The following is a 16,631-nucleotide window of genomic DNA, read 5'->3' on the forward strand; positions in this document are numbered from 1 at the left end:
TGATTATACCACTTTCATAATCCGGATTCAGTACTGCGAGATGTCCGTGATATCGGGCGCGGGCAGAAGCGGCGTGAAGCTGCTCCACGATGTCTGCAGCGAATGCCTGAAAACGGTGATGTTTCCCGGAGCGGCGTTGGCCGGGACCGTGAATGTGATCGCGGTCGGAGTCCAACTCACGCAATTCGCGCTGGGAATCGTCGTCGTTCCGGAAGTCGTGGGAACCGATACGAAATTGCCCTCGGAGAGCGCGCCGAAGCCGCGGCCGTTGAGCGTGAAATTCTGGCCGATTACCGGCCTGCCGTTCGATGGAACGCAGGAGGTCACTGCCGGCGCCTCGAGAACGCCGAAGTAGTCCACCCACCAACCTTGATACGTGAGTCCGCCGTCCGAGGAGAGCCTGAGGCCTACTTTCACCTCCGTATCGCCGGTGAAAGCGGACAGGTCGAGGTTGCGAAGAGTCCAGTCCGATGCAAGTCCGTCGTAAGTCGCAAGAAGCGTCGAGGTGTTTTGATCGGTGTAAAGATAAACGTATGCGAAGTCGTAGGAAGGCTCGGTGCGCACCCAGCTTGCGAACATCAGCCTGGGATTGACGAGCCCCGCAAGGCTTACCGACGGCGAGAAAGCGAAGTCGGCTTCGCCGTTCCCGTACCCGCTGGTGTTTATTCCGCAAAACAGCGAATTGCTGCCCGTGTAAGCCCGGTTGCCGACCGTGTGCCAGAATCCGAGCCCTCCTTCGTTTTTCACATACCAATTCGCGATGCCTGATTCGAAATCGTCGAACAGCGGCTCTGCGGTGACGGTGTTGGATATCGTGTAGGAAGGCGTGTCTTCCACCATCTGGCCGTCGGAATCGAATACTTTGACATTTATCGAGTTGCTTCCGTTGAACATCCAGCGCGTGTTCCAGTCGAAGTTGAACGGAACGGAAGCGTCGGTGAACACCAAGTAATCGCCCAAATAATACTCCGCCCTGTCCAACCCCTCGTCGTCGGACGCGGTCACTTGAATTACCCGCGTTCCCGAAAGCGTGCTGCCCGGCGAGGGCGAAATGCCGGTGATCGAAGGCGGCGAAGAAAGCTCCTTCACCGAGAAGTCGTCGATCCACCAGCCGCCGTTGCCCGGGCCGTCAGCCAGCGAATTGCTGTTCAAGTGGAAAAGAAGGTAAACCTCGTCTCCCACATAGTCCACCAGGTCCACGTAAACGCTGTTCCACGTGGATGCTTTGGAGCCGTTGTAGCTGGCGAGCGCCTTCATCGTTGCTCCGTCGTCGTTGGTTATAAACACCGAGCCGAAGTTCTCGCCTTGGGTGATTATGTACTTGTGCTTGAACCGCAGAATCGGATGGGTCGCACCGGCAAGCGACAAACGGACGGAGCAAAGGAAATCGTTTTCGTTAAAGTCGTATCCGGGACCGATGCCCATGCAGTGGGTGGGAGATGCGGCGTCTCCGTTGTAATAACGCCAGTAAGCGTCGCCGGTCGGATTCGATATCGCCCACTTCGCGGCATCGGTGATAGCGTCGGAGTACGGTATCGAGAATCCGGAATTGCTCACCGTTACGTTGCGCTTGTCCGCTCCGATTTCGCCCTCGCTGTCCGTGGCGACGGCCCTTATTTCGATCGAGCCGTTGTAAGTGTTTTGAGAAACCCAGTTGATCGAGTACGGCGATGTCAAATCCTCTCCGACAAGCCGGCCGTTCGCGAAAAATCGCACGCCGGCGATAGTTCTGCCGGACGAGGGCGTCGCCGTCGCGCTGAATGTGACGCCGTTCGATACCGTGTCGCCCGGGCCGGGCGAGGTAATCGAAACAACGGGACGCGTCGGCGTGAGGACGCGGATATCGAACGTCGCCGGATTGCCGATCGCGCTGAAGTTTTCGATCACGACGGAAGTGTCGTTGAGCTGGTAGTCTCTCGACGTCGGATTGGAGGACGCGGAGAACGCGTTGGTGTAACCCGCCGCGCCGTTTCCGGAGAAATAGGGATCCTGCGAGCTGCCCAAATCGTTTTTCCGGTCCAACGGATCCTTGCCGTTCTCGTCCTGGCCGCGAGCGCTTTCCAAATCGACATGCTTGTGAAGTTCGTTGCTGTTGTCGGTATTGCCTCCGCCCACACTGTCGTCGATATGCCAGATCAAAACTCCTTCTCCGGGACGCGTTGAGTCGGTTCCCGTCTTCAGCCTGTTTTCGACAAGGAAGTATTCCTTGCCTTCCTTGCCATTGGTCCAAACCTTAAGCACATCGCCCGCAACGTGAATGTCCGGAAGGGAATAGCCCGTGTAATCGTCGTCTATTACTGTGGGCGTCACCCAGCCGAGCATCGCGCGCCCCCAAGCGCCCGGTGACGGGACCTTTTGAGCATTGTCGTATTGATAGGCCATAAGATCCCAGGCTCCAAGTCCGTTCGAGCTGTAGTCGATGTCGTACAGGTCCGGAAGACCAAGTATGTGGCCGTATTCGTGGCAGGAAATCGTCATTGTCCATGAGTCGTTTCCGGACGAATATCCTGTGAGAAAGTACGCGTCGATAATCACGCCGTCAACGTGGATGTTAAGCCCGCTCGAACGATGCGGCCAGAGACCGGGCACGAACTCGGCCTCGTTGTAAAAGATGATGAAAGTGTCCACATAGCTGTCGCCGTCAACGTCGAATTCGCTGAAATCCACGAACGGATCCGCCGCCTGGATCGTTTCGTTGATGAGTTCTCCGGTGCGGCTCCAGTCTTTGTAGTAGGCGCGGTTTTTGGAGGTCTGGTACCAGCCGGAGTTGGGGCCGTTGTCGTCGGTCGTCCCCGATATTTCGAATTTGCCGAAGCTCACTTCCTGGTAATAATCGTTGCAAGAAGGAAGCGACGCGGTTCCGTCCGCGAAAAACCTGTCGTAAAAGTAGTCAACGTCGTATGTAGGATAGTTCGCGGTCGAATCGGGAAAGTCCGTGCGAAGCACGATCCACTTCGCTGTTCCGAATGACAAAGCCGCGGAAGGTTTCTTGCCTTCCGGCGCGGAGTAACCGAGTTCCAGCAAGTCCTTGTAGTCCAGGCGGCCGTCCGCGTTGCGGTCGTACTGCCAGAACTGCCTTGTATCCGCTCGCGGCGCGCGCACTTCGTCCATTTTGTCCGCGCCGTAACCCGACGAAACAGCGTTGTAGATTTCGTCGTCGGGAACCAGGAACTCGCTTCTATCGCCGAATTCGAGCTTGTTAAGCGTCGGATAAACCTTTTTCCAAAGCTCGGCGTTCGCCGCGCTTTCGGCGAACCACTCTTCGGGAGGGCGCACCGTCGCCGAGGCCGGCTGGGTCGCGGAGCCGATTAGGGCGATCGACAGCACAAGTGCAAAGCAGCATTTTAGACGGGGGCAGAATGAAATCATCAAATTTCACCCCCGGCGATTATTTCGAGATCCCGCTTTTTCCGATCGCGGACGATCGGCGGCTCGAACCAGCCGATTGAGATGTCACCGGCAGGATCCAGGACTTCAAATTTGAATTCGGCAAGCCTGACCGCGCCTGACAGCCCTGGGCCGATGTACTTTTTCGACAGGGCGAAGTCCAAGCCAAGCGATGTTTCGGTTGCGAACTCTATTCTGTCTTCCGGCGCCCCCCAGTTGCCGTCCGGCGTCATTGCCAGAAACTTCAGCGCCGAGCTGTCGTATGCGAGGGTGCCGCCTATTTGGTAAAGGTCGGAAACGGAGGTGGCCGAAAGCGTGATTGAAAGTCTGTCTCCTTCCCTTTCCCGCGTGAGCCAAAGTTTCGGCGCGCCTGTGCCGCGCGACGCTTCGTCCAGCACGCTTTGGGGAGGCGGAGCCGTCGAATTCGGCTGGGCAGGGGGCGCACCGGTCTCGTTTGGGGCGGATGTGCGTGCGCCCTTGGAACATGCAAAAAACGACGTTGCGGCGGCCACAATCAAAAGGATGATTCCGGCCGTCCACCGGAAAACATAAAAACGGATAAGTTTCACATTACACCTCGGGGATGATGCCGGTAATATACTACCTGAGCCGGAAGCTCTTCTGAACGGATTTGCAACTAATTCCGCATTCTGCAGCCCAGGCGTAAAAGGAGGTTTCATGTCCAAACTTGTCAAATTGGCGCGCATTTTGATGCCGCGGATTTGCATCGCCGCCGCCGCGGTATTCGCTGCAGCCGCTTCATGCAGCGCGGTGCGTCCGGATCCCTGGACGGAATTCAGGAACCATGAGCTGGCGCGGATGGCAGAAAGCGGTTCTCCCGAGAGCTTTTACACCGTTTACGAAGGCTCGTTCGGGCCGATGGAGATCAGGCTTTTGACTTGGCTGGCCGGCGACAATCTGTTCCGGATGGATTCGGATATGGGCATCGTTAAAGTCGCGATGGGTTACGACGGGAACAAGGGCTGGATTCAGATGGGAGACTCGCCCGCGAGAGAGCTTTCGAGCGCCGAAGAAGAAGACGTTTTTTCATCTCTTTACTTTGATGGTTTCGAATATTTGAACGACTCCGAGCTTCAAGTCGGCGAGCCGCAGGCAAGAAACTGGGGGGGGGCGAAGGTGTGGGAGATTTCGCTTGTGTCTCCACAGGGATACAAGCGGGATCTGTTCGTCGCGGATGGCTCCTGGGAGCTCGCGGGTTACCGCGCTTACGGAACTTCAACCGGCCTGATGAAGCTGTTCGACAGCGAATGGATCGAAGGGGTGCAAGTTCCGAATAGAGTTGAAATGGAGGTCGAGGGCATTCCCATTCCGCTGAACCTGAAGCTGGTTGAGGCGGAGGTCAACGTAGAAATAGCCCCGGACTTGTTCGTCCCGCCGGCGGGGACTGCATCCAGTCTGATCGCATTATCCGATGAAAAAACCGTGGTGCTGCCTTTGCAGCGCGAGGACACCGGGATGGTTGTAATAGATGGTGCTTTGGGATATGCACGCGGATTGTTCTTGTTCGATACGGGCGCGGCTCACACGGTTTTGGACGCGCGCGCCGCGGCAAGCGCGCGGTTCAAGGAGGATCGGCCATTTACGGCAATCGGCGTGGGCGGTACGGCTGATTCGCGGATAGTCCGTGGAGGCGAATCTGTATCGGTCGGCGCGGGCGGCGGGTTTAGAATGCCGGATGATTCATTTTTCATCGTTATGGATCTTGGCACTGTATCGAAGGAAATGGGAGTTGAACTGGCCGGGATTTTCGGTGCGGATCTATTGAGCAAAGCCGAAATCCGGCTCGACTTCGCAAGGGGAGAAATGGCCGTCACAACGAATGAGCCGGGCGATTCGGAGGGCGGCAAAAAGCCGGTCAATTCATCGGACGAAAGCATAATCAGGCTGGGAGAGCTCGTGCTGGTTGAGGGCGAATACGGCCCGGATAAAAGTAAAATCACGCTTTTGGTGGATACGGGTTTCAGGGGCAAGGTGGGAATTTTGTCCAGCGGCGCAGAGCGGATGGGACTTGACGTTTCGCCCGCGCGCGGCCGCGGCTTCGTTTCGGGAATAGGAGGAGTAACCCGCCTGGAAGGTTCGGTCAAGGAGCTTGATGTCCAATTGTTCGGAAGGAGCTGGAAAATAGAAAACGCTCCGGTGATTTCCGGCCCGGTTTCCAGCCTTGTCGGCGGAAGCGCGGACGGACTGATCGGTATCGAGTTGCTGTCCGAGCTCGTGCTCGAATTCGACTATGCAAACGGGGTGATCAGAGTGATCGAAAGCGCGGCCAACTAGCGCGAAAGCGGCTGCAGTCTGCTAACATCAACACAAGCCGCTGCGGCCGCCTGCGCCGCTGCGGCGAACTGGAGGATGCCTTTCGAGGCCGGAAGTGGCAACCGTAAAGCAGCAGCTGATAAGGCGGATCTTCGTCGCGGGAGTTGTGTTGTTTCTGGTGGTGCTGCCCGCGGCGATAATGGCCTATTTGGCCTACAACAGCCTGCGGGAAATCAGGATAAGGGAGGATTTCTTTTTCGAGCAGGTCGGGCACGACCTTTCCAAAAGGTTGATCTCAACACTCGAGATGCCGCTTTACGGGCCGGGATTCGAACTTGCGGAGCGTTTCGTCAAGGGGCAAAATTTCGGCGATCCTGCGGAAATCAGGGCAGTCCTGGGATTCCTTGAGAAATCCAGCGAAATGAGCGACGCGTTTTTTTGGTATCCGGGGTCGATGTATCCGGCAGCCGTCCGTTCGCTGTATTACGATCCAGAGTCGTTTACGGAAAAGCCGGTTTCGGAACTCATCAAGCCGATAGAAGAGCGGACGCTTCAGGTGTTCAGGGAGGGCGAAGCTTTTAGGGATCTGCCGCGCGGTTTCACGCCGAAGACCTACCAAGGCTACACGGTCGCAATCTGGGGAATGCGGTTCGCCGACGAAACCTGGGTGATGACGCTGGTCGCGGAGGAATCCGGCAATACGATTGGATTTCTTACCTATCGTTTGAACGAAAAGGAGTATTTGCGTCTAGCGAGGGGGCTTTACAACGAGATGTTTCCTTCGGGCAAAATCATGGGCGGAATGGACGAAGTCCCGCGGGATTTGGGGGCGGAAGTGTATTTCAACCTGCTGCCTTTTAACGACGAGGCGCATGAAGCGACGAGCGATATCGCGGCCTCCAGAAATTACGTTTACGACTCGAAGGGATACGAATCATCGTTGTGGGGAATCCGGGTTTTCGTCGCCAATCGGGAGCGCGTGCGCGTCAACGACAGGCTGGTCACTTCGATGCTTGCGCTGCTTGCCGGTTTGTTCGCGCTCATAGTTTTGGGCGTTTTGCTGCTTTATTACTTGGTGTCGAAGGAGTTGCAGCTAGCCAAATTAAAAAGCGGATTTGTGTCGAATGTAAGCCACGAGCTGAAAACGCCGCTTTCGCTAATCAGGCTGTTCGCGGAAACGCTCGAAATGGACAGGGTCGAGTCGGAACAGGAAAAGAAGCGCTTTTACTCGATTATTCATAACGAAAGCGTCAGACTGACCAATCTTATAAACAACATTCTGGATTTCAGCCGCATCGAAGAGGGCCGCAAGAAGTATGAAATGGCCACCGAGGATTTGAAATCGTTGTTGTCGGATACCTTGGATGCGTACGCGTTTCAGCTTGACACGGCAGGATTCAAGGTGAACGTGCAGTCGGGCGACGGCGAATATTTCGCTGAAGTTGACCGGGACAGCTTCAAGCAGGCCGTGCTGAACTTGCTCGACAACGCGGTGAAGTACAGCGGGGACGAGCGCCGGATAGATGTCGGACTGTCACGGTCGGGAGGATTCGTCCGCGTGTCCGTTCGCGACTACGGAATCGGCATACTGCCTCAAGACCTCACGCGCGTTTTCGACAAATTCTTCCGGGCGGGAAACGAGGATGTTTACAAGGTTAAGGGAAGCGGGCTGGGGCTTGCCGTGGTCAGGCATATTATGGACGCGCATTCGGGTAGAATAGACGTGAGAAGCGAGCCGGGCAAGGGCAGCGAGTTTTGCCTTCTGTTTCCGGAAAGCGCTGGATCGCGCGAACCCGGCGAAGGCGGTGCCGGGCCGCTTCGACAACCTTCCGGGGGCCGCAAAAGTTGATGGCTAAAATCTTGGTTGTGGAAGACGAGCCGGACATGAGGTTCGGCCTGGAGCACAATCTTCGTTTCGAGGGATATCAAGTAATCTGCGCCGAGGACGGCAAAACGGGTCTGGAAATGGCGCGGTACTCGTCTCCCGATCTCGTGCTTTTGGACATTATGCTGCCGGGAATGAGCGGGCTGGAAGTTTTGCGCCAGCTAAGGAAAGAACGGCGCGGTCTTCCGGTGATTCTCGTCACCGCCAAAGGCCAGGAGATGGACAAAATTATCGGCCTGGAATCGGGAGCGGACGACTACATTACGAAACCGTTCAGCGTGAAAGAGCTGCTTGCGCGCGTCAACGCCGTGCTGCGCAGATACCAGAGCCGGGGGGAAATAGGGGAGTACTCGTTCGGCGACGTGAAAATAGATTTCAAAAATATGCAGGCGACCAAAGGCGGGCGGGATTTGGAATTCACGCACAGGGAATTCGAGATAATGAAGGTTTTCGTGCGTCACAAGAACGAAGTGATTCCGCGCTCGGTGCTTTTGGACGAAGTTTGGGGATACGAGTCGAAGGTGTTCCCGAACACGCGTACCGTCGATACGCATATAGCCAAGCTGCGAAAGAAAATCGAGGACGACACCGAGAATCCGCACCATATAATCACGGTGCACAGGATGGGCTACCGCTTCATGGACTAGCGCACGTTGATCGTGCGGACTTCCCCCATCCAGGAAACGGTTCTTATGTTGTAGTCGGACGAGTTCGCCAGATAAAGTGTCTTTTTGGAGTCCACGACGAGGTCCAGGTAACTGGCAAAGTCCGCGTTGAATCCGTTGCCGTCCTTGTTGGTGCCCGGATTTTTCGGCGAGCCGGCGAGAGTGTAAACGTAATACATCCCCGACGCCGCATCCCAGGAAAGCTGGCGGACGCAGTGATTCTGGTTGTCCATCACGAAAAGATTGCCTTCCTTGTCCGCGGCAAGTCCGGTGAGCTGCCAGCCCAAGAGAGCGCTCGTACCCGGCCCGTCGCGGAATCCGACTTCGCGCGTCCCGTCAGGCTTGAGACCGCCCGCGATCGTGGTCAGGTTACCTTGCTTGTACTGCCTGATAAGTCCGTCGGTTCCCTCGGCGATGAATATCGAGCCGTCCGGACCGACCGCTAGGTATGACGGATTGCGCAGCTTCGCCTGAAGCGCCGGGCCGTCGAAGAGTCCCTTCGACTCCTGGGTTATACGTGCGCCCTCTCCCGCCCCCTCGTATACCGGATCCACCCCGGCGAGCCTTTTGACCTGGCCCGAATTGTCGTATTGGAGCAGCCAGCCGTTTCCGATGTCGCCGATGAAGATGTTCCCCGCCGAGTCGATCGCAAGGCCGTCGGGCTGGAACCGCCCGGAAATGAAAGGATCCGGGCTGATTCGCGGATCCCCCTTGGTCAAAATCGTTTCCGCCTGGCCTCCGCTTATGCGAAGAACGCGCCCGCCGCGAAGGTCGTTGGCGAAAATCGTTCCGTCAGGAGCGACGCGTATCCGGCTCATTTCCGCCGAGACGCCTTGATCGGAATTGATGTTCTCGACTCGCTTGTTTATGCGCCTTTCTATGTCCGGCCCGTACAGGAAATAAAGCGCGCCGTCTGGGCCGATTGCGACCGAGTGAACTCCGTCCCAGGACATCTGCGCCCGCGGCGCCCCCACGTAGATTGCTATGGCGGCCAGCACCGCCAGGATTGCGACTGCCTTTCTCACGACTTGCCTCCGGTGAGTCTACCCCTGACTCATGACGATTGTAACAGACATTTATTCGATTGCGCGCTCGCGCATTCGAGAGCGCTGCCGCCGGCGTTTTCCTGCGCACATCCGCGGTGGTAAACTTATGGCTGACGGAGGAGTTTAACCGCCGTTCCGTTTCGCGGAGCAAAAGGAATCCGGGCATCCGCCCGAAAGGGGAATCGAAATGAAGATTCGCGTGTTGGTACTTGCCGCGGCTTTTGCCGCAACGGCGCTTTCGCTTTGCGCGTCGGCGTCGGAGCTGTCGCTTACCGTTTACAACGACAATTTCGCGCTCGTTCGCGACGTGCGCACGACCACTCTGGGCGAGGGGATAAACCATCTGACGGTGACGGATGTCGCCGCGCTTCTCGATCCGACCAGCGTCCATTTCAAGGTGCTGTCCGGGCCTTCGACGTACCTGCTGGAGCAGAATTTCGACTATGACCTGCTTTCAAGCGACAAGCTGCTGTCCAAGTACATCGGAAAGGAAATCACGCTTGTGGATACGCAAACGGGAGTCCGTTCGCGAGTGAAACTTCTGTCGACATCGGGCGGCATGGTCGTGGAAAAGGACGGAACTGTGCTTCTCAATCCGGGTGGACGAGTGGAGCTGTCCGGCGGGACGGGCGAGCTTCTGCTGGAACCGACGCTCAACTGGGACATCGCGGCGGACAAGGCCGGGACTGTGAACTACGAGCTTTCGTACATGACAAGCGGGATGTCGTGGAACTGTGATTACGTGTTCCTGCTGGCGGACACGGAAAAAACCGGCGACATGGAAGGCTGGGTGACGCTGAACAACAACAGCGGCGCGACCTACCGCGACGCAAAACTACAATTAATCGCGGGCGACGTGCGCCGTGTGCAGGAGCCGGCGCCGGCCGGTTGGGCCGGAGCCGTTCCCGAGGCCGCAAAGATGGCCGACGGCGCGGGATTTCAGGAGGAATCGTTCTTCGAGTACCACCTCTACACGCTGCCGCGCGCGACGACGATAAAGATGAACCAGACGAAACAGATAAGCCTCTTGAACGCGGCGGACATTCCGACGCGCAAGGTGTACATCTATCCCGGCGGCGACAAGGTGCAGGTCAAGGTCGAGTTCGACAACGAGGAGGCGAACAACCTGGGCATCGCGCTGCCGAAGGGCAAGATACGCGTGTTCAAGCGGGACAGCGCGGGCGTGCCGCAGTTCATCGGCGAAGACTGGGTCGACCACACTCCGCGAAAGGAGACAGTGCGGCTGTACATCGGCGACGCGTTCGACATCGTGGGCGAGAAAACGCAGACGAACTACTCTGACATCGGCAAGGGCTACCGCGAGACCTGGCAGGTGAAGATCAAGAACCGCAAGGAGAAGGAAGCGATCACCGTCGTCGTCCCGCACCAGATATACGGCGACTGGAAGATGGTCGAAAGCAACTTCGACTACGTCAAGAAGGACGCGTGGACCGCGGAGTTCAAGGTCCCCGTCGCCGCGGACGGCGAAGCGACGCTCAACTTCACGTTCGAGGTGCGGTGGAAGTAAGCCTGGCCCGGCCATTAGCTCAAATCGCTTAACATAAGACGGTCTAAAATCGGCTTAAAAAACGCGTTCGCGGAATTCTCCGCCGCGTAAACTCGAAAAAAAAAAAAAAAAAAAAAAAAAAAATCGCTCCGTTTTGCGGGGTTTTTGGGCTGAATTTTTCGAGCGGAGCTTTTAACTGGTCTTGACAGTGCCAGCGAGTGCCGTTTCGATGGTATAATTTTCTGGCGGCCCGGTCTTGTATGCAGCCAAGGAGATGGGGGCAATGAGGTTTTTTAGCGGTTGTGTTTTGGCGGCATTTATCGCAGTTGTTGGTTTAGCGTCATCCGTAAGCGCGCAACAGAATGTTGCAGATGCAAGCGTCAAATGGGCGGTGATTTCCCGTTCGGGAGAGCTGGGAAAACATTGGAATGAGCTTAATCCGGACTGCGGAGTACGACTTCAGGCATACCTGAATTCGATCAAAAGATGTCTTCCTTCAATGTACCTGGAGTCGGTTCCTCAGGTTGAAATGAAATGCGAAGTCTCGGATTTTCAGGGATGGTGGAAAGAGCCGAAGTTGGCTGTATCTTCCGCCTATGTCGGTTCCACTCAAGATTTCCAGCCTGCCGCACTGCCATTCCTGCTGCTTCGCATCCGACTTGATGACGCGGTTTATCAGAGACTCAATGTCAAGCACAATATCTGGTATTTTGACTTTCCAATCGAGGTCAGCAAGTCCAGAAGCTCTCCTGAATTCTTCGGCGGGTCGTTTGGAGTAAGGCAAGTGCCGCTTCCCGCGTTCGATAAGGTGACGCTGGAATGGCGCGACGATCTAATTAGTCAGATTCAGGCACGCAATAAACGCAAACTTGAATTCACCATTTCCATTGAGTATGCGAACGACGAATATGGCAAGTACATCAGCAAGATTATTTTCGAGGATGCCCCGTACATAAACAATTTTACCGGAGATCTACAACTTAGTAAAATTGAATACTGCTACACAACAAAAAACGGCATATGGCTACCGGAATCGATCAACCAAAGCCGATGGATTCAATGGGAAGAATGGTCGCTTGCAAGGCGAACATACAAGTTCAACCAATATAAGTTCATTCAAATTGTTCCCAGCTAGCATTTTGTAAGATCAAGGCCAAAAGGGGGGCTTATGCAACGCAAATTTGCGATGCAGGTTGCTTCATTTGCGGCGGTGTACATCTTGCTATCGGCAGCAGCAGTTGCTGACGAAGGGCCGCGCGGAAACCTTTAGGTAACGATTTACAACAGAAGCTTCGCGCTGGTGACGCAAAAGCGATCGTTTAACGTGGTAAAGGGATTAAACGAAATTACCGCTACGGACATCGCACCGAAAATCGATCCAACGAGCGTGCATTTCAAACCGGTCTCCGGCCCGGCAGTCACAGTGCTGGAGCAGAACTTCGACTACGACCTGCTTTCCGCGGGCGTGCTTTTGCAGAAATATATCGGCCGCGAAATCACACTGGTGAACAACAAAACCGGCGACCGGCAGAAGGTTACTGTGCTTTCGGTATCGCGCCGGCTTATCGTGGAAAAAGACGGGATTGTTTTTTCGCCTTCGGATTTTTATATGCCTTGTTCCCACAGCATTGAGCTTCCCGACGGAGCGGGCGAGCTGCTCATCTCGCCGACGCTCAACTGGCAGATTGAAGCGGAGTCGGCGGGAACGCTCGAATACGAGCTTTCCTATTTGACGGATGGCCTGGACTGGCGCTGCAGCTATATCCTCGCGGTGGAAGAGGACGAGTCGATGGCCGAGCTTGAAGGGCTGGTGACGCTTGAAAACGAATGCGGAATTTCGTTCGAAGACGCGACACTCAACCTGGTGGCAGGAAACGTGCGCATCCGGAAGCCAGGGCAGTTCAGAACCTATGCGACGATTGACGAAGACGGAGACTGGATCGGGGAAATAAAGGACTCGCAAATTTTCGAGTACCACATGTACACGGTGCCCTGGCCGACTTCGATACAGAACAATCAGCTAAAGCAGATAAAGCTGATCGGAGCGAAAAACGTTCCCGTGCGCAGGATTTTGACTTACGACGGCTTCGGTGCGAACGTGAACCTTGTTTACGAATTCGACAACGTAGAGGAAAACGGGCTGGGGATCCCGCTTCCGAAGGGTAACGTGCGAGTCCAGCGGCGCGACAGGCGGGGCGGGATTATCGAACTGGGAAAGGACTTTCTCGACCACACTCCAAGAAAAGAGACGGTGCGCCTGAAGGCGGGTTACGCGCCCGGATTGCAGGCGGCCGTCAAGAAATCGGATTACGACAAAAAACGCCGCCTGCGCGATTATGAGGTCAAATTCTGGAACCGGACGCGAAGAAGCGTGGAAATCGAGTATGAATTCGGACTTCAGCCGGGGACTTGGAAAATATCCAATTCGAGCCTTGAATACGAGCGAACGAGCGTTACGACAGCGGTTTTCAAAGTTCCCGTAGGCGGCGGCCGGGTTTCCTTCCTTAGATTTTCTGTGGTTTTTCCGAAAAAATGATCAATTCGAAATTAGCACTGAACTGGCCAAATCGTTGCCCGGCGGCGCATTGACACACCGGATTGACGGGCATATACTCGCCCCGGCTGTAGCGGTACATCTCATTTTTTCCGCCGGAGACGCCAGATGATTTTCTGCAGGCATTGCGGGACAAGCAACGTTGACCACGCGTCTTTCTGCACGGCCTGCGGACAGCCGATCAAGGAGCCCGCATCCGGGGAGGGACAGGCGCTTCCTGATGCCGGGAGCGCGCCCTATTCGCAGCCGCCGGAAACCGGGCGCCCGCAATATTCGCAGCCCCCGGAAGCTCAACGGACCCACGCGCAGCCGCATCCCCACGCGGGCGGATACTACGGCGGGCAGGGCGCTCCGCCGCCGCAGGTGAAAAACTGGCTGGTCGAGGCAATCATCGCGACGATCTGTTGCTGCGTTCCGCTTGGCGTCGTTTCGATAATTTTTGCGGCTCAGGTGAATACAAAGCTTGCGCAGGGGGATTATGCGGGGGCGGTATCATCCTCCAATAACGCGCGGCTGTTTTTCATCCTGGCGCTTGTTCTCGGCTTGATTGCGAACATTGCGGCGTTCGCGCTCAATTTCGCGGCGATTATGGCGGAAATGGGCACCGGCGGATTTTAAACCGTGGGAAATGCAAGCCGCGAATCAGGAGCAGGATCAACCCGTCCGGGACAATGGAACTTCGCGTCCGCGTCCGGGAAGGCTTTCATAGTCCTGTGCTGGCTTGCTTTCGTGCTCGGCGCGGTCATGTTTTTGAAATTCGATCCTTCCGAATCGCGATTTCTGCCCCGCTGCGTTTTTCACTCCCTCACCGGGCTTTACTGCCCGGGATGCGGAACCACGCGCGCTTTTCACGCGCTTGTGCACGGCGATTTCGCGGCCGCGCTGCGCGACAACCTGTTTTTCGCGGCGCTTTTGCCGGTGATTCTCTGGCTGCTCGCGATTGAAACGGGCGGCGCGTTTTTCGGATGGCGGCCGCGGCTGCGGCCCGCGCCCGCGGCGCTGCTTTGGACGCTTCTGGCGGCGCTTATCGCGTTCACCGTGCTTCGCAACATCCCCATTCCCGCGTTCGAATTTCTTCGGCCGCGGTAGCCCGTATCTCGCATGCGACCTTGCCCGCGGCCGGCGCGGTTATAATTGACCGGGGGTGCTCCCCAGGAGGCCGTGCATGTCTTCCGATAAATTTCCCCAGCATTTCTGGGGTCTCGTCGTCCTGTCCGCCGCGCTGGTCGTTTTCGCGGTTATCGCATCCGCCGCGGCGGTCAAAATCAAGCGCGCGAACGACCTGATAACGGTCACCGGCTCGGCGAAACGCCAGATTACTTCGGACTACATAACCTGGGGCGGCTCGGTGTCGTTCCAGGCGCTGACGCAGCAGGCCGCGTACGCCGAAGTGGAGAAATATTCCGCGCGCGTCCGGCAGTTTTTCAAGGACAAGGGCGTGCCCGACGAGTGGATAACGTTCAATCCGCTCCAGAGCGAGCGCTACGTGATCACCGACAAGCACGCGGACGGCAGCGAAACTCGCCACTGGGAGTACAGCATCACCCAGACTTTCGAAGTGAAGGGTGAGGACGTCGCCGCAATCGAGGCGCTGCCCGGAGAAATAGCTGTGCTGTTGAACGAGGGGATTCCGCTTGAGTCGTGGGCGCCGCAATACTTGTACACCAAGCTTGCGGATATCCGCGGCGAGCTTCTGGCGGAGGCGACCAAGGACGCGAAGAGCCGCGCCAAGGCGATCGCCGAAAGCGCGGGGGGCAGGGTCGGCTCGGTTCGCCAGGCGCGGATGGGCGTGTTCCAGATTACGCCGCGGTTCTCTACCGAAGTGTCGGATTACGGAATGTACGATACTTCTTCGCTGCAAAAGGACGTGACCGCGGTGGTGTCGATCACGTTCGCGGTGGAGTAGCTCGGAGGAGAAAATGAAAAAGATCGCGGTTGCATCGCTGGCGGCTTGGATTTTGTGGCTCCCAATATCCGCGCCCGTGTGCGCGCAGCCCTCGGTTGTATCGAAAAAAATCGAGGCGGGCGGAAAATCCTTTCAGGTGAACGTAGTCCGCGCGCCGCTGTCGCTGTACCGGCCGAAGGTGCTGCTTGCGAAGGGCAAGGTTGGCGCGACTGCGACTCTGGAAGAGATGGCCGTGGGCGCGGGCGCGGCCGCGGCGATAAACGGCAGCTTTTTCGACGCGTATTCCAAGGACGAAATAAAGTCGCCGTATCACAACTTGATCACGGGGGGAGCGGTTGCGCACATCGGCGATACGGGGACGACGCTTGGATTCGCGGAGGACGGGGGATACCTGATGGAGCGGCTGAAGATCCGCATCAAGGGCGGGCTGGATTCAAACTACGGCTGGCCGGACGACTGGTACGCGTTCCTTCTGAACCACACCGCGGAGCAGGCGAGCGTCGCGGCCGTGTACAACTCGCTGTGGGCGGGCGACTCCACCCCCGCGAAGGGAACGCAGATAGCCGTCGGAAGCGACTACAAGGTAAAGGAATCCGGCGCAGGGCCGATGCTGATTCCGAAAGGCGGATTCGTGATAGTGTTTTCGGGGGGGGAGGAGTACCTTGCCAAGAAATTTCTCTCCGGGCGGATTGTGAACGTTCGCTGGACGTTTGCGGATGCGGGCGCGCCTCGCGGCAGCGAAGATCATTCCGCCGCGTTCTGGTCGAAATGCACGGAGGCGGTGGGATGCGGGCCGCGGCTCGTCGCCGGCGGCGCGGTCGCGTACAAGCCGGAAGCCGAAGGATTCATGAGTCCCAAAATCCTGACGAACACCGGCGCGCGCAGCGCTGTGGGCGTCACCGCGGGCGGCGAGATATTGTTGGTCACTTGTGGAAGCGCGACGGTGCGCCAGATGGCGGACGTGATGCTTGCTTTGGGCGCGTACGACGCGATTAATTTGGACGGCGGCGCGTCGAGCGGACTGTGGGCGGACGGGAAATACGCGACGGCGCCGGGCAGAGAGCTTTCGAACGCGCTGGCGCTGGTGGCGAGGTAGGCTGCCAAGCAAAGATTAGGTAATTTCGCCGATGGATTCGAGGTGCGCGTTGCTGCCGGCTTCGAATTTCCTTTAGACTACGATTTCGCAATCACTTTGCTTGCCGTCGAAAAGATTATGCCCCGGTTTGGCAAATCGGGGCAAGGCTGTCGTCCGCATAAAACTTGCGTTGGGCGGAGCGCATGGATACCGGAATTCATCTTCGATGTTCAGGCATTGACGCCGAAGCGGCTTTGCGGGATCGGGGCGGGGCGCAGTTTGGACAACGGCGCTTAAAATCGTGCTTGCATTCACTCCCCCCCCTGCTATAA

At 57.0% G+C, this 16,631-nt stretch carries 13 protein-coding genes; 10 read left to right on the forward strand and 3 right to left on the reverse strand.

Features of this window, described 5'->3' with window-relative positions:
- Nucleotides 1–27: 27 nt before the first annotated feature.
- Both HRF49_09235 and HRF49_09240 read right to left on the reverse strand, forming a co-directional pair.
- A complete protein-coding gene (locus tag HRF49_09235; GenBank protein MEP0814829.1) occupies nt 28–3,369 on the reverse strand; it encodes a M6 family metalloprotease domain-containing protein in 3,342 nt (1,113 codons plus the stop codon).
- Entirely contained in the window at nt 3,369–3,956 is a 588-nt protein-coding gene (locus HRF49_09240) for a hypothetical protein (protein ID MEP0814830.1), read from the reverse strand. The genes HRF49_09235 and HRF49_09240 overlap by 1 nt, the downstream gene beginning before the upstream one ends.
- A 109-nt stretch (nt 3,957–4,065) precedes the next feature.
- Between HRF49_09240 and HRF49_09245 the strand changes: the two genes are divergently transcribed.
- The 3 genes from HRF49_09245 (at nt 4,066) to HRF49_09255 (ending at nt 8,193) form a co-directional block, all read left to right on the forward strand.
- Nucleotides 4,066–5,682: an aspartyl protease family protein gene (locus HRF49_09245; GenBank protein ID MEP0814831.1), complete on the forward strand. Its 1,617-nt coding sequence runs from the start codon at nt 4,066–4,068 to the stop codon at nt 5,680–5,682.
- 94 nt (nt 5,683–5,776) lie between these two features.
- On the forward strand, nt 5,777–7,510 hold the full coding sequence (locus tag HRF49_09250) for a HAMP domain-containing histidine kinase (GenBank protein ID MEP0814832.1): 1,734 nt from the start codon (nt 5,777–5,779) through the stop codon (nt 7,508–7,510).
- Nucleotides 7,510–8,193, forward strand: coding sequence for a response regulator transcription factor (locus HRF49_09255; GenBank protein ID MEP0814833.1), 684 nt, complete (start codon nt 7,510–7,512; stop codon nt 8,191–8,193). The genes HRF49_09250 and HRF49_09255 overlap by 1 nt, the downstream gene beginning before the upstream one ends.
- Here HRF49_09255 and HRF49_09260 read toward each other — a convergent pair.
- Nucleotides 8,190–9,236 (reverse strand): hypothetical protein, encoded by a 1,047-nt coding sequence (locus HRF49_09260; protein ID MEP0814834.1) that lies wholly within the window; start codon nt 9,234–9,236, stop codon nt 8,190–8,192. The two genes, HRF49_09255 and HRF49_09260, sit on opposite strands and share 4 nt — an antisense overlap.
- A 208-nt stretch (nt 9,237–9,444) precedes the next feature.
- On the opposite strand from HRF49_09260, the gene HRF49_09265 reads away from it, so the two are divergent.
- From HRF49_09265 to HRF49_09295, 7 genes are all read left to right on the forward strand, one after another.
- Entirely contained in the window at nt 9,445–10,785 is a 1,341-nt protein-coding gene (locus HRF49_09265; protein ID MEP0814835.1) for a DUF4139 domain-containing protein, read from the forward strand.
- Nucleotides 10,786–11,020: 235 nt separating this feature from the next.
- Nucleotides 11,021–11,899 (forward strand): hypothetical protein, encoded by an 879-nt coding sequence (locus tag HRF49_09270; protein ID MEP0814836.1) that lies wholly within the window; start codon nt 11,021–11,023, stop codon nt 11,897–11,899.
- Nucleotides 11,900–12,064: 165 nt separating this feature from the next.
- Entirely contained in the window at nt 12,065–13,300 is a 1,236-nt protein-coding gene (locus HRF49_09275) for a hypothetical protein (protein ID MEP0814837.1), read from the forward strand.
- Between the two features lie 126 nt (nt 13,301–13,426).
- Entirely contained in the window at nt 13,427–13,936 is a 510-nt protein-coding gene (locus HRF49_09280; GenBank protein ID MEP0814838.1) for a CD225/dispanin family protein, read from the forward strand.
- Nucleotides 13,937–14,062: 126 nt separating this feature from the next.
- Entirely contained in the window at nt 14,063–14,407 is a 345-nt protein-coding gene (locus HRF49_09285) for a DUF2752 domain-containing protein (GenBank protein MEP0814839.1), read from the forward strand.
- A gap of 76 nt (nt 14,408–14,483) precedes the next feature.
- Nucleotides 14,484–15,224 carry an SIMPL domain-containing protein gene (locus HRF49_09290; GenBank protein MEP0814840.1) on the forward strand — a complete coding sequence of 247 codons (741 nt, stop codon included), beginning with the start codon at nt 14,484–14,486 and terminating at the stop codon, nt 15,222–15,224.
- 13 nt (nt 15,225–15,237) lie between these two features.
- Nucleotides 15,238–16,320 carry a phosphodiester glycosidase family protein gene (locus tag HRF49_09295; GenBank protein ID MEP0814841.1) on the forward strand — a complete coding sequence of 361 codons (1,083 nt, stop codon included), beginning with the start codon at nt 15,238–15,240 and terminating at the stop codon, nt 16,318–16,320.
- Nucleotides 16,321–16,631: the final 311 nt, after the last annotated feature.

Source organism: bacterium, from assembly GCA_039961635.1.
GTDB lineage: Bacteria > 4484-113 > 4484-113 > JAGGVC01 > JAGGVC01 > JABRWB01.

Excerpts from the sequence above, each read along its gene's own strand:
- HRF49_09245 (MEP0814831.1), top strand. The coding sequence starts at position 4,066 with ATGTCCAAACTTGTCAAATTGGCGCGCATTTTGATGCCGCGGATTTGC.
- HRF49_09285 (MEP0814839.1), top strand. The coding sequence starts at position 14,063 with ATGTTTTTGAAATTCGATCCTTCCGAATCGCGATTTCTGCCCCGCTGC.
- HRF49_09280 (MEP0814838.1), top strand. The coding sequence starts at position 13,427 with ATGATTTTCTGCAGGCATTGCGGGACAAGCAACGTTGACCACGCGTCT.
- HRF49_09235 (MEP0814829.1), bottom strand. The coding sequence starts at position 3,369 with ATGATTTCATTCTGCCCCCGTCTAAAATGCTGCTTTGCACTTGTGCTG.
- HRF49_09295 (MEP0814841.1), top strand. The coding sequence starts at position 15,238 with ATGAAAAAGATCGCGGTTGCATCGCTGGCGGCTTGGATTTTGTGGCTC.
- HRF49_09265 (MEP0814835.1), top strand. The coding sequence starts at position 9,445 with ATGAAGATTCGCGTGTTGGTACTTGCCGCGGCTTTTGCCGCAACGGCG.
- HRF49_09290 (MEP0814840.1), top strand. The coding sequence starts at position 14,484 with ATGTCTTCCGATAAATTTCCCCAGCATTTCTGGGGTCTCGTCGTCCTG.
- HRF49_09255 (MEP0814833.1), top strand. The coding sequence starts at position 7,510 with ATGGCTAAAATCTTGGTTGTGGAAGACGAGCCGGACATGAGGTTCGGC.